General features: G+C 70.9%; 24 protein-coding genes. 16 read left to right on the top strand and 8 right to left on the bottom strand.

Translation table 11 applies throughout. The features are described 5' to 3' along the window. Positions 1–6: 6 nt before the first annotated feature. Both AC1DPN_RS18010 and AC1DPN_RS18005 read left to right on the top strand, forming a co-directional pair. Entirely contained in the window at positions 7–2,163 is a 2,157-nt protein-coding gene (locus AC1DPN_RS18010; RefSeq protein WP_477086145.1) for a bifunctional polysaccharide deacetylase/glycosyltransferase family 2 protein, read from the top strand. A gap of 67 nt (positions 2,164–2,230) precedes the next feature. Then, positions 2,231–2,956 carry a TOPRIM nucleotidyl transferase/hydrolase domain-containing protein gene (locus AC1DPN_RS18005; protein ID WP_477086144.1) on the top strand — a complete coding sequence of 242 codons (726 nt, stop codon included), beginning with the start codon at positions 2,231–2,233 and terminating at the stop codon, positions 2,954–2,956. Here AC1DPN_RS18005 and AC1DPN_RS18000 read toward each other — a convergent pair. Beyond that, the gene (locus AC1DPN_RS18000; RefSeq protein WP_477086143.1) at positions 2,890–3,342 is read right to left on the bottom strand and encodes a GNAT family N-acetyltransferase; all 453 of its coding nucleotides are present in this window, start codon (positions 3,340–3,342) and stop codon (positions 2,890–2,892) included. The genes AC1DPN_RS18005 and AC1DPN_RS18000 overlap by 67 nt on opposite strands. Before the next feature lie 129 nt (positions 3,343–3,471). Between AC1DPN_RS18000 and AC1DPN_RS17995 the strand changes: the two genes are divergently transcribed. After that, positions 3,472–3,918: a cadherin-like beta sandwich domain-containing protein gene (locus AC1DPN_RS17995; RefSeq protein WP_477086142.1), complete on the top strand. Its 447-nt coding sequence runs from the start codon at positions 3,472–3,474 to the stop codon at positions 3,916–3,918. Between the two features lie 63 nt (positions 3,919–3,981). Beyond that, positions 3,982–4,404 carry an NUDIX hydrolase gene (locus AC1DPN_RS17990; RefSeq protein WP_477086141.1) on the top strand — a complete coding sequence of 141 codons (423 nt, stop codon included), beginning with the start codon at positions 3,982–3,984 and terminating at the stop codon, positions 4,402–4,404. A 93-nt stretch (positions 4,405–4,497) separates the two neighbouring features. Here AC1DPN_RS17990 and AC1DPN_RS17985 read toward each other — a convergent pair whose 3' ends face one another. Continuing rightward, positions 4,498–5,220 (bottom strand): dienelactone hydrolase family protein, encoded by a 723-nt coding sequence (locus tag AC1DPN_RS17985; protein ID WP_477086140.1) that lies wholly within the window; start codon positions 5,218–5,220, stop codon positions 4,498–4,500. A 176-nt stretch (positions 5,221–5,396) separates the two neighbouring features. Beyond that, positions 5,397–6,140, bottom strand: coding sequence for a M15 family metallopeptidase (locus AC1DPN_RS17980; protein WP_477086139.1), 744 nt, complete (start codon positions 6,138–6,140; stop codon positions 5,397–5,399). An 81-nt stretch (positions 6,141–6,221) separates the two neighbouring features. Here AC1DPN_RS17980 and AC1DPN_RS17975 point away from each other — a divergent pair, with 81 nt between their 5' ends. Beyond that, on the top strand, positions 6,222–6,599 hold the full coding sequence (locus AC1DPN_RS17975; RefSeq protein ID WP_477086138.1) for a DUF5655 domain-containing protein: 378 nt from the start codon (positions 6,222–6,224) through the stop codon (positions 6,597–6,599). Between the two features lie 196 nt (positions 6,600–6,795). After that, the gene (locus tag AC1DPN_RS17970) at positions 6,796–7,482 is read left to right on the top strand and encodes a hypothetical protein (RefSeq protein WP_477086137.1); all 687 of its coding nucleotides are present in this window, start codon (positions 6,796–6,798) and stop codon (positions 7,480–7,482) included. On the opposite strand, the gene AC1DPN_RS17965 is transcribed toward AC1DPN_RS17970, so the two are convergent. Beyond that, on the bottom strand, positions 7,470–8,270 hold the full coding sequence (locus AC1DPN_RS17965) for an MBL fold metallo-hydrolase (RefSeq protein WP_477086136.1): 801 nt from the start codon (positions 8,268–8,270) through the stop codon (positions 7,470–7,472). The two genes, AC1DPN_RS17970 and AC1DPN_RS17965, sit on opposite strands and share 13 nt — an antisense overlap. Further along, on the bottom strand, positions 8,270–8,860 hold the full coding sequence (locus tag AC1DPN_RS17960) for a dihydrofolate reductase family protein (RefSeq protein WP_477086135.1): 591 nt from the start codon (positions 8,858–8,860) through the stop codon (positions 8,270–8,272). Before AC1DPN_RS17960 ends, AC1DPN_RS17965 begins: the two co-directional genes overlap by 1 nt. A 78-nt stretch (positions 8,861–8,938) precedes the next feature. Here AC1DPN_RS17960 and AC1DPN_RS17955 point away from each other — a divergent pair, with 78 nt between their 5' ends. From AC1DPN_RS17955 to AC1DPN_RS17945, 3 genes are all read left to right on the top strand, one after another. After that, positions 8,939–9,436, top strand: coding sequence for a winged helix-turn-helix transcriptional regulator (locus AC1DPN_RS17955; protein WP_477086134.1), 498 nt, complete (start codon positions 8,939–8,941; stop codon positions 9,434–9,436). An 80-nt stretch (positions 9,437–9,516) separates the two neighbouring features. Beyond that, positions 9,517–10,386 (top strand): GNAT family N-acetyltransferase, encoded by an 870-nt coding sequence (locus tag AC1DPN_RS17950; RefSeq protein ID WP_477086133.1) that lies wholly within the window; start codon positions 9,517–9,519, stop codon positions 10,384–10,386. A 125-nt stretch (positions 10,387–10,511) separates the two neighbouring features. Next, the gene (locus tag AC1DPN_RS17945; RefSeq protein WP_477086132.1) at positions 10,512–11,060 is read left to right on the top strand and encodes a pyridoxamine 5'-phosphate oxidase family protein; all 549 of its coding nucleotides are present in this window, start codon (positions 10,512–10,514) and stop codon (positions 11,058–11,060) included. A 107-nt stretch (positions 11,061–11,167) separates the two neighbouring features. Here AC1DPN_RS17945 and AC1DPN_RS17940 read toward each other — a convergent pair whose 3' ends face one another. Next, positions 11,168–12,187: a zinc-dependent alcohol dehydrogenase family protein gene (locus AC1DPN_RS17940; protein WP_477086131.1), complete on the bottom strand. Its 1,020-nt coding sequence runs from the start codon at positions 12,185–12,187 to the stop codon at positions 11,168–11,170. A gap of 142 nt (positions 12,188–12,329) precedes the next feature. Here AC1DPN_RS17940 and AC1DPN_RS17935 point away from each other — a divergent pair, with 142 nt between their 5' ends. The 4 genes from AC1DPN_RS17935 (at position 12,330) to AC1DPN_RS17920 (ending at position 14,886) form a co-directional block, all read left to right on the top strand. After that, positions 12,330–13,235: a helix-turn-helix transcriptional regulator gene (locus tag AC1DPN_RS17935; RefSeq protein WP_477086130.1), complete on the top strand. Its 906-nt coding sequence runs from the start codon at positions 12,330–12,332 to the stop codon at positions 13,233–13,235. Between the two features lie 15 nt (positions 13,236–13,250). After that, the gene (locus AC1DPN_RS17930) at positions 13,251–13,835 is read left to right on the top strand and encodes a sugar O-acetyltransferase (protein WP_477086129.1); all 585 of its coding nucleotides are present in this window, start codon (positions 13,251–13,253) and stop codon (positions 13,833–13,835) included. Positions 13,836–13,920: 85 nt separating this feature from the next. Next, on the top strand, positions 13,921–14,319 hold the full coding sequence (locus tag AC1DPN_RS17925; RefSeq protein WP_477086128.1) for a (R)-mandelonitrile lyase: 399 nt from the start codon (positions 13,921–13,923) through the stop codon (positions 14,317–14,319). 129 nt (positions 14,320–14,448) lie between these two features. After that, complete coding sequence (locus AC1DPN_RS17920) at positions 14,449–14,886, top strand: VOC family protein (RefSeq protein ID WP_477086127.1); 438 nt, start codon at positions 14,449–14,451, stop codon at positions 14,884–14,886. A 328-nt stretch (positions 14,887–15,214) separates the two neighbouring features. Here AC1DPN_RS17920 and lpdA read toward each other — a convergent pair whose 3' ends face one another. After that, positions 15,215–16,618 (bottom strand): dihydrolipoyl dehydrogenase, encoded by a 1,404-nt coding sequence (gene lpdA / locus AC1DPN_RS17915; protein WP_477086126.1) that lies wholly within the window; start codon positions 16,616–16,618, stop codon positions 15,215–15,217. Between the two features lie 50 nt (positions 16,619–16,668). Further along, positions 16,669–17,289: a TetR/AcrR family transcriptional regulator gene (locus AC1DPN_RS17910; RefSeq protein ID WP_477086125.1), complete on the bottom strand. Its 621-nt coding sequence runs from the start codon at positions 17,287–17,289 to the stop codon at positions 16,669–16,671. 87 nt (positions 17,290–17,376) lie between these two features. Here AC1DPN_RS17910 and AC1DPN_RS17905 point away from each other — a divergent pair, with 87 nt between their 5' ends. From AC1DPN_RS17905 to AC1DPN_RS17895, 3 genes are read left to right on the top strand one after another with little or no spacing between them, the layout of a single operon-like run. Next, entirely contained in the window at positions 17,377–18,234 is an 858-nt protein-coding gene (locus tag AC1DPN_RS17905) for an alpha/beta fold hydrolase (RefSeq protein WP_477086124.1), read from the top strand. A 48-nt stretch (positions 18,235–18,282) separates the two neighbouring features. Then, entirely contained in the window at positions 18,283–19,278 is a 996-nt protein-coding gene (locus AC1DPN_RS17900; protein WP_477086123.1) for an NADP-dependent oxidoreductase, read from the top strand. Between the two features lie 50 nt (positions 19,279–19,328). Further along, positions 19,329–20,189 carry an alpha/beta fold hydrolase gene (locus AC1DPN_RS17895; protein ID WP_477086122.1) on the top strand — a complete coding sequence of 287 codons (861 nt, stop codon included), beginning with the start codon at positions 19,329–19,331 and terminating at the stop codon, positions 20,187–20,189. The last annotated feature ends 65 nt before the right edge of the window (positions 20,190–20,254 follow it).

Raw genomic sequence — 20,254 nt, 5'->3', positions numbered from 1 at the left:
CGGCTCGTGCTGGACCAGAGCGTCACCATGTCCTCGTCGCCCACGCGCCCTCGCCGGCGCCGGGCCCACGTCCGGTACGCCACGCGCCGCCCAGGCGTTGCCCACTGGGTCCTGCTGGCGGCCCTGCTCGCCGCGCTGCTCCTCGCGCTCGGACTGCAGACGCTCTCCACGAACGTCGGGCAGGCGGGCACGGCGACGGCCGGGCCGCGGGTCGCCGTCGAGACGCCGACCGGTGGGCCGGTCCTCGTCGCGGACGACGGCGGCCTCGTCGGGGTGTCGCTGCAGGAGAAGACGGTCGCGCTGACGTTCGACGACGGTCCGGACCCACGCTGGACCCCGCAGATCCTCGACATCCTTGCCCGCGAGGGCGTCCCGGCCACGTTCTTCGTCGTCGGGTCGCACGCGGTCGAGGAGCCCGACCTGCTCCGTCAGGTCGTCGACGCCGGTCACGAGGTGGGCGAGCACACCTGGTCCCATGCCGACCTGTCGACCGTGCCCGCCTGGCGGGCCAACCTCGAGCTCTCCCTCGGACAGCTGGGCCTCGCCGGCGGTGCAGGGATCAGCACCTCGCTCCTGCGGCCGCCGTACTCGTCGTCACCCCAGGACCTCGACGCAGCCGAGCTCAAGGCCGTCCAGCGCGCGGCCGACGCCGGCTACCTCGTCGTGCTCGCCGACCGGGACACCAAGGACTGGAGCATGCCGGGCGTCGAGCAGATCGTCGCCGACGGCGCCCCCACGGGGACGGACGGCCAGATCGTCCTGCTGCACGACGGCGGCGGGGACCGGTCCGAGACGGTGGCGGCCCTGCCCGCCCTGATCGAGCGGTATCGCGAGGCCGGCTACCGCTTCACGACCGTCTCGGACGGGCTGGGCCTGGCCGCGGGCGCCACCCGTCCCGCGGAGGCGATCCCTGCCTTCCAGGGAGAGGTGCTCACCGTGGCGGTGCACGCGTCCGGCTGGCTCGTGACCGCGGTGACGTGGGCGATGCTCGGGTTCGGCATCCTGGCCCTCCTGCGGACCATCCTGGTCGTGGGCTTCGCACCCTGGCACGTGCGGGAGTCGGCCCGTCGTGTCGCAGGTGAGCAGTGGCTGCCGCCCGTGACCGTGCTGGTCCCGGCCTACAACGAGGCCGTCGGGATCGGGCGGGCGGTGCGCTCGCTCGTCGCGTCGGACTACCCCGACCTCGAGGTGGTCGTCATCGACGACGGCTCGACCGACGGCACGGGGGACGTCGTCGAGCGCCTCGGCCTGCCGGGCGTCCGGGTGGTCCGGCAGGCGAACGCCGGCAAGGCCGCCGCGCTGCGGACCGGCACGAGCGAGGCGTCGCACGACGTCCTGGTGATGCTCGACGGGGACACCGTGTTCGAGCCGGACACGATCCGCCGGCTCGTACAGCCGTTGCGCGACCCCGACGTGGGCGCGGTGAGCGGCAACACGAAGGTGGGCAACCGGACCGGTCTCCTCGGACGCTGGCAGCACCTCGAGTACGTCACCGGGTTCAACCTCGACCGCCGCCTGCAGGACATGCTCGGCTGCATCACCACCGTGCCCGGCGCGGCGGGGGCGTTCCGCCGACAGGCCGTCGAGTCGGCCGGAGGGCTCAGCTCCGAGACGCTCGCCGAGGACACCGACATCACGATGGGCGTGCAGCGCGCCGGCTACCGGGTGGTCCACGAGGAGCACGCGCGTGCCTGGACCGAGGCGCCGAGCAGCGTGAACGACCTGTGGCGCCAGCGGTACCGCTGGAGCTACGGGACGATGCAGTGCATCTGGAAGCACCGCCGCGCCGCGTGGGACTCCACCAAGGGCGGGCGTCGGCTCGGTCTCGTGGGCATCCCCTACATGCTGCTCTTCCAGGTGCTCATGCCCCTGCTGGCCCCCGCGATCGACCTGTTCGCGCTCTACGGGCTGTTCACCGGCAACGCCCGCACGGTCCTGACGGTGTGGCTCGCGTTCGCCCTGCTCCAGCTGGCGACCACCGCCTTCGCGCTGCGTCTCGACCGCGAGAGCCTCAAGCCGCTGTGGAGCCTGCCCCTCCAGCAGGTGTTCTACCGGCAGATGATCTACCTGGTCGTCATCCAGTCCATCGCGAGCGCCGTGGCGGGAGCGCGCCTGCCGTGGCACAAGCTGCACCGCTCCGGCGACGTGGTCGTGCCGGCCTGATCCGGTAGGCGCAGTCAGGAACGAGCCGGACAGGACGTGCCACCGCACGGCCCGCGAGGAGGTGAGCGTGGAAGGCGAGCGCACACTCCGCACGCTCGAGGGCTACGCGTCCGGACCGGACGCGCCGCAGCGGGCCACCGCCGAGGCGTGGGCGCGGGTCGACCACGCCGACGTCGTGGTGATCGTCGAGGGCATCAGCGACCAGATCGCTGTGGAGACGGCCGCGGAGGGACGGGGACGCCTGCTCGATGAGAACGGGGTCGTCGTCGTCCCGATCGGTGGGGCGCACGCGATTCGTGGCTTCCTGCGCGCCCTGGGCAGACTCGGCACGCCGTCGCGGGTGGCCTGCCTGTGTGACCGTCGAGAGGAGGCGATCTGCCGGGACGCGCTGGCCGTCGTCGAGCACCTGGGACTGTTCGTCTGCGTCGACGACCTCGAGGACGAGCTGATCCGTGCCGTCGGCGTCGCGAGGGTCCAGTCACTGCTCGAGTCGGAGGGCGACCTCAGGTCGTTCCGGTCCCTGCAGAACCAGCCGGCATGGCGGGGCCGGGAGCTCGACGCCCAGCTGCGGCGGTTCCTGGGAAGCGGCGCGCGTCGCAAGCTCCGCTACGCCCGGCTGCTCACGCGGGAGGCGGTGCGTCGGGACGCCGTGCCGCAACCCATCGACGCGCTGCTCGCCGCCGTGTTGGCACGCCGTGTGAGCCCGACGTGTGAGCCCGCCGTGCGTCAGGCAGACCCGGCATCCCAGGTGAAGAAGGCGGTCGGCGACTCGCGCCCTGACAGCGACCGATAGAACTCCAGCGCGTGGACGTCCTCCTCGTCCGCGGCGACGAAGACCTCGGCGATCCCCGCGTCCGCAGCCTGCGCGCGCAGAGCCTCGACGAGCCGTCGGCCGACGCCGCGCCGGCGGATGTCCTCGTGCACCGCGAGGTCGTAGACGAACAGCTCCGCAGAGTGCGCGCGTGTCATCGGGATGGTGTGCGCCGTGATCCCGCCGACCACACGCCCGCCCTCGAAGGCGGCGACCGCCCAGAACGAGGTCGATGTCAGCAGCCGACCCAGGTACTCCTCGCCCAACGGCTCGGCATCCTCGTCGAACACCGACGCCATGAGGGCGAACAGCTCCCTGGCGTCGCGCTCGTCCCCGGGGCCGAGGCGCCTCGTCGTCGAAGTGTCCATGGACCCAGTGTGCAGCGACGACTGGGGGAGCAGCCGTGGTCCAGCCGCACACGGCCGTGGGCGACGGCCGTTCGGGTGGAGCCTGGTGGTCTGCCCGCGCGCGGGCGCCCAGCCTGTCATCGTGACCGGATGTCGGGGCAGAGCAGTCGTCGGGCCGGGGCCGCGGCCCTCGTCCTGCTGACGGTCGGGTGCCAGTCGCCCGAGCCCCCGGTCTCGACGCGCGACGAGGTCTGCAACCACTGGTACACCGAGGGCGACCCCGGCCTGGGTGCCGGGTACGACTACACCGAGGACCACCACTCGTACGAGGCCACGGTTCCGGTCACGCTCTGCTGGGAGGCGGCGTTCCTGCGCATCGCCGGGAGCGATCCACGGATCACGATCACCCCGCAGATCCGTCCCGGTCCGGGACCCTTCCTCTTCACGGTCACGGTCGCGCCGGGCGCCGGCGGGTACATCAAGGTGGCGGTGACAGACGCGTCCGGGAACGACTCAGGCACGTCCTTCGGTGGACCGGGCATCGTGACAGACGCCACCGGGTGGGCCTTCACCCCCTGGGGCGACGACGCATGGTGAGGCTCGTGGCGGGCGTACTACGACGTCTCCGCGCCGTGGCCCGCGCGGCCTAGGCTTCGACAGGTGATCCAGCGAGTCGCTGCCTACGCCGTCGTCGTCGACGCGCGGCGTGTGCTGCTCTCGCACTGGCGGGGCGACGGGCGGTGGATGCTGCCGGGCGGTGGCATCGACCCGGGGGAGGACCCAGCCGATGCCGCGGTCCGCGAGCTGCTCGAGGAGACCGGCCTGGCCGTCCAGCTCGACGAGCTTCTCGGGGTCGACTCGGTCGTCGTGCCCGCGTCCGAACGCATCAACCCGTCGGACGGCCCGATGCACTGGCTACGCATCATCTACCGCGCGCAGGTCGTCGGCGGCGAGCTGCGGGACGAGGTCGACGGGAGCACGGACGCCGCGGCGTGGTTCCGGCTCGACGACGTGGCCGGCATGCGCCGGGTCGAGCTGGTCGACGTGGGCCTCCGTCTGGCTGGGTACCCGATCGAGCCGTAAGGGACTCGGAACCAGCGGGTGCGCGACCATGCTCGCGCACCCGCTGGAACGGCGTCTATCGGCCGGAGCCCGCCGAGCCGCCGTGTTCGAGGCTCATCTCAGGTGCCGGTCGTAGAACCGGCCTCCGTCCTCGAGCTCGAACGCCGGCGTTCCGAGGTGCCCGCCCGGGTTGGCGTGCAGCGTCTTCTCCTTGCTGCCGAAGGCGTCGAACAGGTCGAAGGCACGCTGCCGGGGATTTCCTTCGTCGTCCCACTGCACCAGGAGCATCAGCGGGACGGTCACCAGCCGAGCATCCTCGCGCTGGGCGCGAGGCACATAGCCCCCGGCGAAGAAGCCGACGGCCGCGATCCGGGGATCGACGGCCGCGAGCCGGATGCCGAGGGCGGCCCAGCCCGAGTACCCGACCGGGCCACCGATCTCGGGCAGCGAGAGGAGGGCGTCGAGCGTCGCCTGCCACTCAGGGACGGCCCCCTCGACGAGCGGGCCGACCAGGGCCTCGAAGATCTCGTCGACCGGTTCGCCCGCCTGCATCGCCCGACGCAGGTCGGCGCGAGCCTGATCGGCGGCGGCGGAACGGGGTCGGTCACCGCACCCGGCGGCGTCGATGGTCGCCACCGCATAGCCGTGGTGGGAGGCAAGGTATCGGGCCCTGGCCACGAGGCGGGCGTCGCTCTTGGGCAGCCCGTTGTTGTGGGCCATCAGGATCAGCGGAGCCGGTACGGATCCGGGCGTCCAGACGGTGCCGGGGATCTCACCGAGGACGAGCTCGCGTTCAAGGACGCCGTCGTCGAGGAGGCGCTCAGTCGTGAATTCCATGGTCGTGCCTTTCGGGAGTGCTCGTGGACGGCGCTCCCGGGCGACCTATCGCCCGACCATGACTCCCGAGGGGAGCGCCCATGTCGGTGTTGCGTTCACGGGTACCACCTCCTCGTTCCTTCGCACGGTCACCGGGAGACTAGCAACGGTCGGTGTGGTCGGCCGAGGGATTTCCGTCAGCGCCCCGACGGCGAGAAGTGCTGGTAGTCGATCGGTGAGTCCCAGTCGCCGCCCCACAGCCACCCGACCGCGGCGAACGCGCGGACCACCGCGTCGTCGGCGTGGATGACGCCCGGGCTGTCGGGTCGGTCGGCGAACTCCCGGCCCGCGTCCGGCGCCACCGACGTGCGCCGCACGTACGGGTTCTCGACCGGGTTCACGTCGATCGCCCGGCCGTACGCGTGCTCCGACCAACCGGTGCCACCCGTGATCGCCCGGCAGTTGAAGGCCGACGTGTTGTCGGCGTCCATCGACGCGTCGTCGCTCGCACCGAAGTCGTCGACGAGCCGCAGCGAGCGGATCGGGTAGCCCGCGTCGAACAGCGCCCGGAACACCGTGACCATGTCCTCGGCAGCATCGGCGTGCACCACGAGCTCGCCCTGCACCTTCTCCCCGGCGAAGTCGCGGTGGGTGACCGTGACGTAGCGGAGGTCCTCGAGGGGGACCGGGCAGCCGGGGCGCCACGACGGCTCCATCCGGGCGGCCAGCTCGGGAGTGATCGCGGAGATCGTGGACGTGAACTCTGGGACCACGGCGTCGACCGTCGGGATGTCGGCGACGTCCGGGACGTCCGGAGCCGTGACCGGGCTCGGTGTCGCGGCGCTCGTGGCGGCGCTCGACCCTGGGCTCGGCTGCGACGCCGAGCACGAGGTGCACAGCACAGCGACCGCCACGACGACGAGGCACCGCCGGCAGACCATGGGATCCACTCTCCCGTGCCTGCGCGCCACGCGAAAGGAGCCGGCCGCGCGCTTGCCGTGCAGGGCGACGACGATGAGGGCATGACCGAACCGCACACGTGGACCGTCGACGATCATCTGCGCGGCGCCGACCCCGAGCACGTCGAGCTGTACCGGGCATTCGTCAGGCTCGTCGAGGCGTGCGGACCCGTCGAGGTCGTCGTGCACAAGACGACGGTCACGTTCAAGGGAAGGCGGCGCGGTTTCGCCGGCGCCCGGCCCGACAGTCACGGCCTCGTCGGGTTCCTCGACCTCATGCGACCGGTGGACACCGACCCCCGGATCACGAGAGTGACGCCGTACACCCACCGGTTGTTCGTCAACCGGTTCCGGGTCCGCTCCGCGTCCGACCTCGACGACACCTTCGCCGACTGGGTGCGCGAGGCCTACGCCGTGGGCGCGGGCGCGCATCTCGACTGACGGCGTGCATCACCGGAGCGCGGGTGAACTCCTCCGCGATGCCTTGCGCGGACCTACGCAGAGGTCTAGTCCGGAGTGGATGGTGGCCGCCGCGAGGCGCTGCCTCAGGCCACCTGCGAGGGGAGTGGCTGCCATGGGCACGTGGGCGCGAGTACCGGGACGAACGGCTCGTCGGACGGCCTGGTGGTCGGTCGTTGTGCTGCTGATGGCCGGGCTCGGGCTGGTTGCGGCACCGTCGGCTTCCGCGACCGGGTGGCGCACGCTCGCCCTGAGAGCGCCGGACACCGTCGTCGCCGGCGTCCCGTTCGACGTCAGCGTGACGATCCTGAACGCGGCCGGCCGGCCCGCGAGGGCGTACGTCGGCACGGTCCGCTTCGCCACCGACGATGCGCTCGTGAGGGCACTGCCGGACGCGTACACCTTCACGCGGGCGGACCGCGGGACACACGTGTTCTCCGGCGTGACCCTCGTCGGCACGGGAGCCCACCAGCTCGCCGCGCGTGACGCCGAGAACCCTCGCCTGCACGACGTCGACCGCGTCTGGGTCGCGGACGCAGGTGCTGCGATCGAGGGGCAGGTGCTGTCCGAGTTCGACCCCGTCGAGGGCGGGATCGTGACGGTGTACGACGCGGTCACCGGGCTGGCGCTGAAGTCCGGACCGGCGGACATCGACGGCTACCACTACCGCATCACTGGCCTGCCGGCCGGCGCCATCAAGGTCGGCGCGGTCGTACCGGGGCCCTACGAGCCCGACTTCGCCAACGACCGGGACACCCTGGCGCTGGCCGACGTGTTCACGCTCAGTCCGGGCGTGACGCTGGTGCAGAGCTGGGAGCCCGAGGACTTCGGCCCGTACCTGGACGTGGCGCCTCAGGGCTTCTGACCGAGCCGTTGCACCTGTCCTTCGTGCAGTCCGGCCACCCACTCCCAGCCGGCCTTGGCCTGGTTGAGCCGGGGGTCGTCGGGCTCACGGCCCTCACGCACGGCTTCGAGGTAGGCCCGGTCCTGGTCGATCCGCGCCCGGAGCTCGTCGGCTCCTCCGACGGACCCGTGGCCAGGGACGACGACCTCGGCCTCGGCCGCCGCGTCCTCGAGCAGCTCCAGCGCGGCCAGGTAGTCCCCGATCGGGTCCTCGGCGAAGGCGTTGAGCATGGGGATGAGCACGTCGGACAACATGTCGCCCGCGACGAGCACGCCATGCTCCTCGATCAGCAGCGCCGCATGACCGGGTGCGTGAGCCTGGTGCTCGATGATCCGGACACCGGGGCCGTCCCACGGAAGCCGCACCGACTCCGCGGGCAGGCCGGTGATGCGGCCGAAGAGGTCGTCGACGGGCACCTGGTCGGCGATGTCCTCCGGGAGCATCCCGGCGACGAAGGACTTCCAGTCCGGGTCCGCCAGCCGTGCCTGGATGGCCGCCGCGCAGCGGGCCGTGCCGTAGCGGGGCGCCGCTCCGAACCCGGCGTGCCAGAGCAGGTGGTCCCAGTGCGGATGCGTCGAGAAGCCGACCGCGACGTCCTCGTGAAGGTCCGCCGCGATGCCGGCGAGCTCGTCTGCGAGCAAACCAGGGTCGATGAGCAGGACGCCCGCCGCGCCCTGCACGACCACGGCGTTGCTCAGCAGGAACGCGCTCTCGTGGGTGAGCACGCCCTCGGCCACCTGACGCAGCATCAGCTCGCCCCGTTCTCGTCGCGGATGGCGTAGTGACGCACCGTGACGCCCGAGTCGAACGAGCGGTGCTCGAGCAGGTCGAGATCGAGGGGCCGGTCGTAGTCGTCGAACAGCGTCCTGCCGAAGCCGAGGATCGCGGGATGGGTCGTGAGCAGCAGCTCGTCGAGGAGTCCGGCCCGGAGCAGCTGCGTGGCGAGCGTCGCCCCACCGACACCGATGACGCCGTCGGTCTCGTCCTTGAGACGAGCGAGCTGCTCGATCGCGTCGTCCCCGCCGATGACCCGCGTGCTGTGGTCGGCCGTGTGCCGGGTGCGCGAGACGAGGACCTTGGGCTTGGCGACCCAGATCTCCCCGTACTCGCGCAGGACGTCCGGCAGCGAGGCGTCGTCGCGCGCGTGCGGCCACGTCTCCTCCATCGTCTCGTAGAAGACCCGGCCGTGGACGATCAGCGTGGCCCGTCTCGCCCAGGCGTTCAGCTCCCGATGCAGGTCCTCGTCGATGCGCAGCCACTCGCCGGCGCCGTTGTCGCCCGGGACCTGTTCGATCCGCAGGTCGAGGGACACGTTCATCGCGTACACGAAGCGGCCCATCGTCTCCTCCTCGGGAGTAGTGGTTGCGATCTGCAACCACTATATTGACGACGAAACAGGTCGTGTCAAGGAGGAGTCGTGGAACCTCGGTCCGGGTGCCCGATCAACGCCGCCGTCGAGGTGCTCGGTGATCGCTGGTCGTTGCTCGTGCTGCGCGACGTCATCTTCGGCGACCGCCGCTACTTCCGAGCGCTGCTGAACGGGTCGATCGAGGGCATCGCGTCGAACATCCTCGCTGACCGCCTCGTGCGGCTCGTCGAGGCAGGGATCCTCACGCGCGGCACCGCCGCCCGCGGACAGCGCGCTCGCTACAGCCTCACCGAGGCCGGGATCCAGACGCTGCCCGTGATCGACGCACTGGGCAGCTGGGGCCTCGACTGGCGCGAGGGCAGCCCCGAGCTCCGCGCCCGGCAACAGCTCATGCGCGACGAGGGTCCGGCGTTCGTCGAGGAGCTCATGGACGAGCTGCGCGTCCGGCACCTCGACGCGCCGGCGAAGCCTCGCGACGGCCCGAGCCCGCTCGAGCGTCTCGCTGCCGCCTACGCCGCGGCCGCCGAGCAGGGTGACGTGGACTGACGTGCGGCCGATGCATCGCGGGTCTCTGCCGAAGTCGATGCGGGACGAATGCGTTTGACTCCGTGAGGTGTGATCACGGGATGGCGATCGTTCTGACCGAGCCCGGCGTCGACCTGCTGCGCCGCGCACTGCCCGCGCTGCGGGAATGGCAGCACGACGACTCACCTGTGCAACTGCATCCGGGCGACGTCGGCTGGTTCTGGCGTTTCGGCGCCGAGGCGACCGCGGCGGCCGTACGGGTGTGGAGTCGCGGTGACCGGATCGTCGCGGTCGGGCTTCTGGACGGCCCGACCCTGCTGCGGATGGCGATCGCACCCGACGCCGACCACGACGACGAGCTGGCGCAGCGGCTGGTCGCCGACCTGACAGACCCAGAGCGTCGCGTCCTCCCGGCGGGCGACGTCTCGGTCGAGGCGCGTTTCGGGGCGGCGTTCCGGGAGTCGCTGAGCGCCGCCGGGTGGGTCCTGGACGAGCCGTGGATGCCGCTGGTGCGTGACCTCACAGCGCCGGTCGCCGACGTCGCCCTGCGGGTCGAGGTCGTCGGTCCGGAGCTGGTGGACGTGCGGTCCGAGCTCCAGTTGGCGGCGTTCGACCGGTCGACCTTCACGCCTCGACAGTGGCAGGCGATGGCCTCTGGACCGGCGTATGCCGACGCCCGGTGCCTGGTCGGGTACGACGACGCCGGTGCCGCGGTGGCCGCCGTGACCGTGTGGTCTGCCGGCCCCGGCCGGCCGGGACTCATCGAACCGATGGGCGTGCACCGCGAGCACCGCGGCCGCGGGCACGGCACCGCGATCACCGTCGCCGCAGCAGCGGCGCTGCGGGAGCTGGGGTCGTCGACCGCCACGGTGTGCACGCCGAGTGCGAACACCGGCGGCGTCGCGACGTACGTGGCAGCCGGCTTCCGCGCGCTGCCCGAGGTCGGCGACCTTCGCCGCGGTGCGCGCTAGGTGTACCGACGAGCTGCTGTCGATGTGGGGCCTCGCCGATCGTCAAGTTGATGACCGCGAACGTCCGAGGGTGCACGCCCTTCCTGGCAACCACCTCGGGCGGACACCTGCGAATGGAGCCGACCATGACGGACCAGCTCAGTGCCGACCAACCCGTGCTCGCCCAAGGTGACCTCCGCCTGCTCCTCGAGCCGGGGGCACAGAACATGCTGAGGTCGTCGAACCTGGCGCGCATGGGCTACGTGGCGCGCGACGGAGGGCCGCGGATCGTGCCCACCTGGTTCTCCTGGACCGGGTCGGCGGTCGTGATGGTGACCTACGTCGCCGGGCCGCAGGCCGGGATCGCCCACCCGGCGCGACGTCTTGCGGACCTGCGCGCCGACCCCCGAGTCGCCCTCTGCATCGACACCGCCGGCCCCCCACCCACGGCTCTGCAGCTGCGGGGCCGTGTCGAGATCGAGGAGGTGGACGGCATAGCGCCGGAGTACCGCGAGTCAGCCGTGCGGTACCTGGGCGCGGCGCAAGGCAAAGACCTGCTGGCTGCCGTCGACCAGCCCGGCACCCGTCAGGCGCGCATCGTGCTGCGCCCCGACTGGGTCAGCTTCATCGACTTCACGACTCGGCTGCCGAGCGCGCAAGGCGGCCTCAGGAGGGCACACCGAGAGAGGCGGTAGCGGGCCGCGCGGCTCTTCTCCGCGGAGCGAGCAGGTCGAGGAGTCCCTCTCGATCAGGCCCGACGGCTCGTCCGCAGGCCTGCGGACGAGCCGTCGGATGGATGGGGTCAGAAGGTGAGCAGCACCTTGGTCGCGCGACGCTCGTCCATGGCCTTGTAGCCCTCAGCGGCCTGCTCGAGCGGCAGGGTGAGGTCGAAGACCTTGCCGGGGTCGATCTCGCGGTCCCAGATGAGCTTGATGAGCTCGGGCAGGAAGCGGCGCACAGGAGCCGGTCCGCCGTGCAGGTGGACCCCGGAGAAGAACAGCTCCCCGCCGGGCAGCGACACGTCGTGCGCTACACCGACGTACCCGACGTGCCCACCGGCGCGGGTCGCACGGATGGCCTGCATCATCGACTCCTGGGTGCCGACGGCCTCGATCGTGCTGTGCGCGCCGAGCCCACCGGTGAGCTCCTTGATGCGCGCCACCCCGTCATCCCCGCGCTCCTCGACGATGTCTGTGGCGCCGAACTCCCGGGCGAGCGCCTGCCGGTCGGCATGCCGGGACATGGCGATGATCCGCTCGGCGCCGAGCTGCTTGGCGGCGAGCACGCCGAGCAGGCCGACCGCGCCGTCGCCGACGACGGCCACCGTCTTTCCCGGGCCGACCTCGGCCGCGACGGCAGCGAACCAACCGGTCCCGAGCACGTCCGAGGCCGCCAGCAAGGACGGGATGAGGTCGGGGTCAGGCGTCCCGGGGGTGGCGACGAGTGTGCCGTCGGCGTGCGGGATCCGTGCGTACTCGGCCTGGGCCCCGGGGACCGCGCCTGGGCCGCGGTGGACGCAGTGGGTCTGGTAGCCGGCCCGGCAGATCTCACAGGTGTTGTCGGAGGAGAAGAACGAGCCGACCACGAAGTCGCCGACCTCGAGGGTCGTGACCTGCGAGCCGATCTCAACGACGACGCCGACGTACTCGTGGCCCATCGGCTGGTAGCTGACCTCGTCGGCACCGCGGTACGGCCACAGGTCGGACCCGCAGATGCAGGTCGCGGCGAGCTGGATGATCGCGTCGGTCGGCTCGATGATCGTCGGCCGCTCGGTCTGGTCGACCCGGACGTCGCCCGGGGCGTACATGACGACTGCGCGCATGGTGGTGGTGCCTCTCTGTCGGGATGTGCACCAGCGAACCCCGCGGTGCGCGCGACGGGGAGTCCCTGTCGAGGGGTGTACCGCCAGTACACCGCTCACCATGGACTCCCTCGTCGAACGCACCGGGCCTACGGTCGTGAGCATGGACAACCGAGCAGATGTGCGCGAGTTCCTCATGTCGCGTCGCGCGAAGGTCACCCCGGACGCCGCCGGTGTGATCGGGGGGACCAACCGCCGCGTGCCGGGCCTGCGCCGCAGCGAGGTAGCGGCGCTGGCGGGCGTGAGCGTGGAGTACTACGCCAAGCTCGAGCGCGGCGCGATCGGCGGGGCGTCGGCATCCGTCCTCGATGCCGTCGCGCAGGCCCTGCAGCTCGACGACACCGAGCGCGCGCACCTGCTCGACCTCGCCCGCGCAGCGGACGGCATCCCGTCGTCGGGACGACCGCGCCGTCGCGGGACCCGGTCGTCGGCGCCCCGGCCGAGCCTGCAGTGGGCGCTCTCGGCGATCACCGACGGGGTCGCGTTCGTGCGCGACCAGCGCCAGGACCTGCTGGCGACCAACGCGCTCGGTCGCGCGTTCTACTCCCCGGTCATCGGTGACGGCGGCCGGACCCCGAACCTGGCCCGGTTCCAGTTCCTCGATCCGGTCGCTCGCGACTTCTACCCCGACTGGGACCTGTTCGCGGAGATGTGCGTCGCGATCATGCGCGCCGAGGCCGGCCGCGACCCCCACGACAAGGGTCTGCAAGACCTCGTCGGGGAGCTGTCGACGCGCAGCGAGACGTTCCGTCGGCTGTGGGGCGCGCACGACGTCCGCACCCACGGCGCCGGGACCAAGCGGTTCCAGCACCCGGTGGTCGGCGAGCTGACCCTCGCCTACGAGGAGCTCGCCATCACCGCCGAACCCGGGCAGGTGCTGCTCGTCTACACCGCCGAACCCGGGTCCCCCTCGGCCGAACGCCTTCGCCTGCTCGCCTCCTGGGGGACCGACGCCGCACACGCCGAGGTGTGGGCCCGACCCGCGCCGGGCGCCGCGCACTCCCTCTGACGACAGGACCAGCAGATGAACCTCCAGGACTTCCTCGACCATGTGCGGACCGGAGCCGTCATCGAGGGCGGCTCCGCGCAGCACGCCTTCCTCGTCGAGTCGGCCCAGGACGCGATGCGGATCACCGCCGAGCTGAACAGCAGCTACCGCACGCCCGACGAGGTCCGAGGCCTGCTGTCGGAGCTGACGGGCCGCACGGTGCCGGAGTCGGTGACGCTCTTCCCGCCGTTCCACTGCGAGTTCGGCAAGAACACCTCGCTGGGCGACGGCGTGTTCATCAACATGGGCTGCACGTTCCAGGACGCCGGCGGCATCACCATCGGGGACGGCACGCTCATCGGCCACGGCAGCACCGTGGTCACCCTCAACCACGCGGTCGACCCCGCGCGACGTGCTGACATGCTCCCCGCACCGGTCGTCATCGGGCGCAAGGTCTGGCTCGGCGCCGGCGTCACCGTCGTCCCGGGCGTGACCATCGGGGACGGCGCGATCGTCGGCGCCGGCGCGGTCGTCACCAAGGACGTCCCCGCGAACGCGATCGTGGCCGGTGTCCCCGCCCGGCCGATCCGCGACACCGGGTTCGATGCGGCTGACGAGTGACGCCGCCTGGACCGACGAACCCCAGGAGACAGCAGTCGCGAAGGCTGAACTGCAGACACCCCACCACCAGAGGAGCACGATCAGCATGAAGGTCACGACAAGCGGCGGCCAGACCGCCGCCGGCCCTCAGGACTGGTTCACCGGTACCGTCTACATCGACGGCATCCGCAACCCCGACGACCAGTCCTCCATCGGCTGCGCCCACGTGCGATTCGCCGCCGGCGCACGCACCGCCTGGCACCACCACCCCCACGGGCAGACCCTCTACGTCACCGACGGCATCGGCTACGTCGCCACCCGCGGCGGCGAGATCCACGAGATCCGCCCCGGCGACGTCGTCTACATCGAGCCGGGAGAAGAGCACTGGCACGGGGCCACACCTACCCGGTTCATGGCACACATCGCCCTCCAGGAGGCCGACGGTGACGGCCAGGTCGTCACCTGGCTCGAACACGTCACCGACAGCGACTACGACCGGCCCTGACCCGACCGAGGTGCGCAGCTCGATCTGGCCGTACCACGGGCGTGAGGGCGTGCCTCGTTCGCCTGGCCGCGGATCTCGCGCTGTCTGGACGCTCCGGGCGGGACGGCCCGGCTCGTTAGCATGCAACGCATGCCCATCAAGCTCGAGAACGTCGGCATCGCTGTGCGCGACCTCGAAGCAACGATCGCGTTCTTCACCGACCTCGGCCTCACGGTCGTCGGCCGTGACACGGTCAGCGGCGAGTGGACCGACACGGCCGTGGGCCTCGACGGCAACCACGCCAGGATCGCGATGCTCCAGACCCCAGACGGTCACGGTCGCCTCGAGCTCTTCGAGTACATCCATCCCGAAGCGATCGACACGCAGCCCACTCGTCCCAACGAGATCGGCATGCACCGTGTCGCATTCTCGGTCGACGACATCGACGAGGCGCTGGAGATCGCCGCGAGGCACGGGTGTCACCCGCTTCGCGGCGTGGCGACGTACGAGGACGTCTACAAGCTCACGTACCTCCGCGGTCCTAGCGGCATCATCGTGATGCTCGCCGAGGAGCTGAAGAGGGACTGACGGCCGAGTCGGAACTGGCCTGACGACGGGTTTCGTTCCGTCGGTCGGCTCGACCTCCGACGGGTCCTCCACGAGCTCGCCGGGCATCGGCCCGTCGCGGACCAGGTCGGTCCATCGTCGGCGCCCGCGCCGCGCTGCGCCATACGGTCGTCGCAGGAGGCGGAGGCTCGCCTGGACGTCGATCCCGTCCAAGGCCCTGGTGAGCAGCACCGTTGTCTCCGGCTCGCGGGGCGCGTCCAGCTCGAGTGGTGCGCCGGTCAAGCGGATCGCTCCGGGCTTGGGATCGGCCCGTCCTGCCCTGCGCCCCCGTCGGACCCGGCATCTCAGCTCAGAGGTTGATCATGTGCCCGGTCAGGCCGTGGAATCCCTCCTGGAGCGCTTCGCCGAGGGTGGGGTGGGTGTGCACGTTGCGTGCGAGCTCGGTAGCGGTCAGATCCCACTTCTGGGCGAGGGTGAGCTCGGGCAGGAGCTCGGCGACGTCGGCGCCGACCATGTGCGCGCCCAGCAGCTCCCCGTACTTCGCGTCGGCGACGAGCTTGATGAAGCCGCCCGGCTCGCCGAGCCCTTGGGCCTTGCCGTTCGCGCTGAACGGGAACTTGGCTACCCGGACGTCGTGGCCCTCGTCGCGGGCCTGCTGCTCTGTGAGGCCGAACGAGGCGACCTGGGGCTGGCTGAACGTGGCGCGCGGCATCATGCGGTAGTCGCCGAGCGGCATGGTCTCGGCGCCGGCGATGGTCTCGGCGGCGACGATGCCCTGGGCTTCGGCGACGTGCGCGAGCTGGAGCTTGGCGGTGACGTCCCCGATCGCGTACAGGTGCGGCACGGAGGTCCGCATGTGGTCGTCGATGGCGATCGCACCCCGGTCGGTCAGGGCCACGCCGGTGCTCTCGAGACCGTACCCGGCGGTGCGGGGGGCGAAGCCGACGGACATGAGCACCTTGTCGGCGCGGATGCTCGACCTCTCGCCGGACGCCGTCGTGGCGGTGACTACGACGCCGGAGCCGTCGTCCTCGACGGTCTCGACCTCGGTGGAGGTCAGGATGGTGACACCGAGCTTCTTGTACTGGCGGGTGATCTCCTTGGACACTTCGACGTCCTCGTTCGGCAGCGCACGGTCCAGGAACTCGATGAGGGATACCTGGACGCCATAGTTGGCGAGCACGTAGGCGAACTCCATTCCGATGGCGCCGGCGCCGATGATCACGATCGAGCGGGGCAGCTCGCGGCTCAGGATCTGGGCCTCGTAGGTGACCACGTTCTCGCTGAGCTCGACGCCGGGCAGCAGGCGCACGGAGGAGCCGGTGGCGATGATGGCGTCGTCGAAGGTGACGGTCCGGGTTCCGCCGTCGGCCAGGGCGACCTCGATGGTGCGGGGGCCGGCGAAGGTGCCGTGCCCGTCGATCTCGGCGATGGCGTTCTTCTTCATCAGGAAGTGCACACCCTTGACCCGCCCGTCCGCGACGCTGCGGCTACGGTCGTAGGCGACGCCGTAGTCGAAGGTCACCTGCCCGGAGATCCCGAAGAGGTCGCCCTGATGGGTGAACGTGTGGGCGAGCTCGGCGTTGCGGAGCAGCGCCTTGGAGGGAATGCATCCCACGTTCAGGCACACCCCGCCCCAGTACTGCTTCTCGATCACGGCGACGGACTTGTCGAGCTGGGCGGCGCGGATCGCGGACACGTATCCGCCGGGCCCTGCGCCGAGGACGACGACGTCGTAGTGGGTGGTGCTCATGGGGTTCTCCTTCGCGAGTGGGTGAGGTACCTGCGAGCCGCCGCGCGCGGTCACGCTGGTCGACGTCGCGCAACGGCGGCGCGGATCTGGGCCTTGATGTCGGCGAGCACCTCCTGGTCGCTGAAGTGCAAGTACACCGTGGCCGTCGTGCTGATGTGGATGACGGCGGTGACCACCCGCGCCAGCGTGGTCGCATCGGCTCCGTCGATGCCCTCGGCGCGGGTCAGCACACCGGCAATCTCGTCCTCCAGGCGTGCGGAGAGCTCGAGGCCCTCGCGCCGGTTGGGCTCAGCGGGGTCGCCGAAGACCAGCTCACGCAGGTAGGTGCGGCCGTTCTCGGGCTGCTCACGCACGCAGGCCACGACCGGGCGGATGAGTGCCATCACGCCCTCGAGGGCGCCCTGTCCGGCAGCCGCGGCCACCGCCGAAGTCCCATCGTCGATCGCCGCGGCGAACTTCTGGTTCTGCACCATGATCAACAGCTCCGCCTTGCTGCCGAAGTACAGGAACAGGGTGCCGATCGCGACGTCCGCCCGATCGGCGATCTGCTGGGTCGTGACTCCCGTGACGCCGCGTGCAGCGAACAGGTCGCTCGCCGCGGCCATGATCCGTTCGCGCTTGTCCGCCTTGGCCCGTTCGCGCCGTCCTCGCGGCGCCTGTCCGCTCTCCATGGCAACCTCTCTTGACATTATTACTGAGTCACCTCACTATTGAGTGTACTCGGAACATGGCAAGACCGGAACGATGGAGAGCTAGACGTGTCAGGACAAGGCGCCCAGAGCATCACCTCCCGCGATGCGCCGACTCGCTCGGTCGCCACCGCGGACGCGTCGTTCGCCTACCGCGAGCTCGGTCCGCGCGAGGGGGGCGTTCCCCTCGTGGTGCTCACCCACCTGGGCGCGAACCTCGACGGGTGGGACCCGCGCGTCCTGGACGGCCTCGCCGAGGACCGTCGTGTGATCGCGCTCGGGTACCGCGGGGTCGGAGACTCCACCGGCCAGGTGCGCGACTCGATCGAGGACATGGCCACGGACGCCGTCGCCGCCATCCGGGCGCTGGGGCACGAGCGGGTCGACCTGTTCGGTCTGTCGATGGGCGGCATGGTCGCCCAGGCACTCGCAGCGCAGGCCCCGGGGCTGATTGATCGCCTGATCCTCGCCGGCGCCGGCCCCGCCGGCGGCCCGGGTCTGGCCGGCATGACCCGGGTGTTCGTCACGACGACGGCACGGGCGGTCACGACACTCCAGGACCCGAAGACGTTGCTCTTCTTCACCCGCACCGCCACGGGCAAGCGGGCCGCACAGCAGTACCTGGCGCGGTTGAAGGAGCGCACCACCGATCGTGAGCGCGCGGTCGCTGCGGGCGTTCTGCGAGCGCAGCTGGCGGCGGTGCACCGGTGGGGCACGCAGGAGCCCGCCGACCTGTCGGCGTCGCCCGGTCCCGCGCTCATCGTGCACGGCGCGGCCGACCGGATGGTCCCGCCCGCCAACGCCGCGGCCTTGGCGGGCCGCCTGCCCGCCGCGACGGTCACGGTCTACCCGGACTCCGGGCACGGCGTCGTCTTCCAGAACCACGCTGCGTTCGTCGTCTCAGCCCGCGGTTTCCTGCGCCGCTGACCCAGTACAGCCCCCAACCACCCCTCACCACGAAGGAGCATCATCCTGATGCGAGCGTTCGGCATCACCGGGTACAAGCAGCCCCTGACCGCGATCGACATCCCCGAGCCGGTCGTCGGTCCCCACGACGTCCTCGTGAACGTCGAGGCCGCTGGGCTGAACCACCTGGACGAGAAGATTCGGCTCGGGCAGTTCAAGGCGATCCTGCCCTACAAGACCCCCCTCGTCCTGGGCCACGACCTGGCTGGCACCGTGGTCCGGGTCGGCTCCCAGGTGCGCGGCTTCAACATGGGCGACCAGGTCTACGGCCGGCCCGGCAAGGACCAGATCGGCACGTTCGCCGAGCGGGTCGCGGTCGCCGACAGCGACCTCGCGCCCAAGCCCACCACGCTGAGCACCGAGCAGGCCGCCGGTCTGCCGCTGGTGGCACTGACCGCCTGGCAGGCGCTCGTCGAGCGGGGAAACGTCAAGCGCGGGCAGAAGGTCCTCATTCACGGCGGCGCCGGTGCCGTCGGGTCGGTCGCGATCCAGCTCGCCAAGCACCTCGGCGCGACCGTCGCGACCACCGTCAGCGGCACGGATGCTGACCAGGTGCGCGAGCTCGGCGCGGACGTGGTCATCGACTACCGCACACAAGACTTCGAGCAGCAGCTCTCCGGCTACGACCTGGTCTTGGACAGCCTCGGCGGAGACAACCTCGCCAGGTCGTTGCGCATCCTCGAGCCCGGCGGGTTGACCATCGGCATCGCCGGGCCGCCCGAGCCGGCCTTCGCCCGCCAGGCGGGCTTGAACCCCGTGCTACGTCTGGCGATCACCGCGTTGAGCAGCAAGGTCCGCCGCCAGGCCAAGAAGCTCGGCGTGAGCTACGAGTTCTTGTTCATGCATGCCGACGGTGAGCAGCTGCGACACATCACCGCCCTGATCGAGGACGGCACCATCCGACCCCTGCCGGTCGAGGACTTTCCCTTCGACCAGACCCCCCACGCCCTGGCAGCACTGGTCGCCGGCCGCGTGCGCGGCAAGGCCGTCATCACCCGCCCCTGATCCGGGCTCGATCACCGCGCCGACATCCACACAACCCGAGGAGAACCATCATGAGCACCACCAGCAACGACCCCGTCATCACGTCCTACGCCCAGGCCCCCGCCCGCACCATGCGCGACGGCGGCGACACCTTCGCCTACCGAGAGCTCGGCCCCAAGGGCGGCATCCCCGTGGTGTTCTTCGTGCACCTGGCCGGAACCCTGGACAACTGGGACCCCCGCATCGTGGACCCCATCGCCAAGCACCGGCACGTGATCACCTTCGACCAGCTGGGTGTAGGCGCATCCAGCGGGAAGGTGCGCGACACCTTGGAGGAGGCCGCCGACGACGCCTACCGGTTCGTCAGCGCTCTCGGCTACGACACGATCGACATCTTCTCCTTCTCCATGGGCGGGATGATCGCCCAGGACCTCGTGGTCAAGCACCCCGATCTGGTGCGCCGGCTCGTCCTGACCGGCACCGGCCCGCGCGGCGGCAAGGACATGGACAAGGTCGTGGGCACCACCTACTGGGACATGCTGCGCGCCACCCTGACGCGCTCGGACCCCAAGGAGTTCCTGTTCTTCAACCGCGACCCCGAGGGCAAGCGCGCCGCGAAGGCTTTCGTGGCCCGACTCACGGAGCGCACGGTGGACCGCGACAAGGACATCAAGGTGCCCGCGTTCCGGAAGCAGCTCTCGGCGATCGCGAAGTTCGGGCGCTCGGCCCCCTCGGACCTGTCGGTCGTCACCCAGCCGACCCTCATCGCCAACGGTGACAACGACCGCATGGTCCCCTCGGTGCTCTCCCAGGACCTGCACCGGCGGATCGCCGGGTCCGAGCTGATCATCTACCCGAACTCGGGGCACGGCGGCATCTTCCAGTACTGGGAGAAGTTCGCCCCCATCGCCTCGAAGTTCCTCGCGGAGTAACCGACTCACCGTCTGACAACCAGTACGGAAGGACGATCATGAGCGACACACACCGGACGTCTCCA

The sequence above is a fragment of the Cellulomonas sp. P4_H4 genome, assembly GCF_056400865.1.
This window is presented reverse-complemented; position numbering and strand designations above follow the sequence as displayed.

What these genes read in the sequence shown, in the direction of transcription:
- AC1DPN_RS18000 (WP_477086143.1), bottom strand. Translation starts at nt 3,342, where the DNA reads ATGGACACTTCGACGACGAGGCGCCTCGGCCCCGGGGACGAGCGCGAC.
- AC1DPN_RS17995 (WP_477086142.1), top strand. Translation starts at nt 3,472, where the DNA reads ATGTCGGGGCAGAGCAGTCGTCGGGCCGGGGCCGCGGCCCTCGTCCTG.
- AC1DPN_RS17985 (WP_477086140.1), bottom strand. Translation starts at nt 5,220, where the DNA reads ATGGAATTCACGACTGAGCGCCTCCTCGACGACGGCGTCCTTGAACGC.
- AC1DPN_RS17980 (WP_477086139.1), bottom strand. Translation starts at nt 6,140, where the DNA reads ATGGTCTGCCGGCGGTGCCTCGTCGTCGTGGCGGTCGCTGTGCTGTGC.
- AC1DPN_RS17975 (WP_477086138.1), top strand. Translation starts at nt 6,222, where the DNA reads ATGACCGAACCGCACACGTGGACCGTCGACGATCATCTGCGCGGCGCC.
- AC1DPN_RS17965 (WP_477086136.1), bottom strand. Translation starts at nt 8,270, where the DNA reads ATGCTGCGTCAGGTGGCCGAGGGCGTGCTCACCCACGAGAGCGCGTTC.
- AC1DPN_RS17960 (WP_477086135.1), bottom strand. Translation starts at nt 8,860, where the DNA reads ATGGGCCGCTTCGTGTACGCGATGAACGTGTCCCTCGACCTGCGGATC.
- AC1DPN_RS17950 (WP_477086133.1), top strand. Translation starts at nt 9,517, where the DNA reads ATGGCGATCGTTCTGACCGAGCCCGGCGTCGACCTGCTGCGCCGCGCA.
- AC1DPN_RS17945 (WP_477086132.1), top strand. Translation starts at nt 10,512, where the DNA reads ATGACGGACCAGCTCAGTGCCGACCAACCCGTGCTCGCCCAAGGTGAC.
- AC1DPN_RS17940 (WP_477086131.1), bottom strand. Translation starts at nt 12,187, where the DNA reads ATGCGCGCAGTCGTCATGTACGCCCCGGGCGACGTCCGGGTCGACCAG.
- AC1DPN_RS17935 (WP_477086130.1), top strand. Translation starts at nt 12,330, where the DNA reads ATGGACAACCGAGCAGATGTGCGCGAGTTCCTCATGTCGCGTCGCGCG.
- AC1DPN_RS17930 (WP_477086129.1), top strand. Translation starts at nt 13,251, where the DNA reads ATGAACCTCCAGGACTTCCTCGACCATGTGCGGACCGGAGCCGTCATC.
- AC1DPN_RS17925 (WP_477086128.1), top strand. Translation starts at nt 13,921, where the DNA reads ATGAAGGTCACGACAAGCGGCGGCCAGACCGCCGCCGGCCCTCAGGAC.
- AC1DPN_RS17920 (WP_477086127.1), top strand. Translation starts at nt 14,449, where the DNA reads ATGCCCATCAAGCTCGAGAACGTCGGCATCGCTGTGCGCGACCTCGAA.
- lpdA (WP_477086126.1), bottom strand. Translation starts at nt 16,618, where the DNA reads ATGAGCACCACCCACTACGACGTCGTCGTCCTCGGCGCAGGGCCCGGC.
- AC1DPN_RS17910 (WP_477086125.1), bottom strand. Translation starts at nt 17,289, where the DNA reads ATGGAGAGCGGACAGGCGCCGCGAGGACGGCGCGAACGGGCCAAGGCG.
- AC1DPN_RS17900 (WP_477086123.1), top strand. Translation starts at nt 18,283, where the DNA reads ATGCGAGCGTTCGGCATCACCGGGTACAAGCAGCCCCTGACCGCGATC.
- AC1DPN_RS17895 (WP_477086122.1), top strand. Translation starts at nt 19,329, where the DNA reads ATGAGCACCACCAGCAACGACCCCGTCATCACGTCCTACGCCCAGGCC.